The sequence below is a fragment of the Microbacterium sp. Leaf203 genome, from assembly GCF_001421275.1.
Classification (GTDB): domain Bacteria; phylum Actinomycetota; class Actinomycetes; order Actinomycetales; family Microbacteriaceae; genus Microbacterium; species Microbacterium testaceum_A.
Genome location: NZ_LMKF01000020.1, coordinates 1 through 241, shown reverse-complemented (window position 1 = coordinate 241; position 241 = coordinate 1). Strand labels below are relative to the sequence as shown.

Genomic DNA, 241 nt, shown 5'->3' with positions numbered 1-241 from the left:
CCGTCCGAGCCAGACGAACGCCAGCACCACCAACGTCACGGCGGCGATGAACACGATCACCGTGAAGTCCGGAAGCGGCGCCTGCATCAGGTAAGCAAGCATCCACAGACCGCTGCCGACGAATGCCGCCGCCATCAGGAAATTCCAGGACCGGATGCGCGCGACTGCTCCCGTCGCCGCGAGGACGATGGCGATGTAGCCGAACAGCGCCCATGCATTGGGCGATTGCGACGAAACCAGC

Annotated in this window: 1 protein-coding gene; it reads right to left on the bottom strand. The window is 64.3% G+C overall.

Annotation, left to right across the window (positions count from 1 at the left end):
- Positions 1–241: DUF2339 domain-containing protein (locus ASE56_RS01335; RefSeq protein WP_156371570.1), on the bottom strand; the 241-nt coding region annotated here is incomplete at both ends.